Here is a 526-nt window from a genome sequence, read left to right on the forward strand (position 1 = left end):
CTTCCTTATCCATCGGAGTCGCGTCTCAAGGAACTTCTATCGGAAGTTGCGGAGGAGGAAGCGCTGCGGAGCAAATATTCCGAACGAGTGGGAGCACTGATTCGTAAACAGGCCGCTTTTTATGAGACGGGGACTGTTAATTTAATCATGAGTCACCTCTACGTGCTCGGTGGCCTCGAAACAGAGTCGGAACGACCGATTCAAGTGGGCGGCGCGTACACCGTAGATACATCAGCGCTGACAGCAGGGGCGCAGTATGTTGCGCTAGGCCATTTGCATAGGCCGCAAAATGTAAAAGCAGCCTCGCCTATACGCTATTGCGGATCGCCAATTGCTTATAGCTTCTCAGAAGCTGGACAAGCCAAGTCCGTAACAGTGCTCGATCTCCAGCCTGGGCAGGCTGCTGAGCCTAAGGAGATTTATCTAACCTCAGGACGCCCTCTTGTTAGCTGGAAAGCCAAAGAAGGCGTAGGGCAGGTTCACCAATGGCTGGAAGAGAAACGCGATGCTGCGGCATGGATTGACC

Annotated in this window: 1 protein-coding gene; it reads left to right on the top strand. The window is 53.2% G+C overall.

Features of this window, described 5'->3' with window-relative positions; genetic code table 11:
* Positions 1–526, top strand: a 526-nt coding sequence (locus AC1DUA_RS40335; RefSeq protein ID WP_477504977.1) for a metallophosphoesterase family protein, incomplete at both ends; no start/stop codon positions are given.

The sequence above is a fragment of the Paenibacillus sp. 01T422 genome (assembly GCF_056398785.1).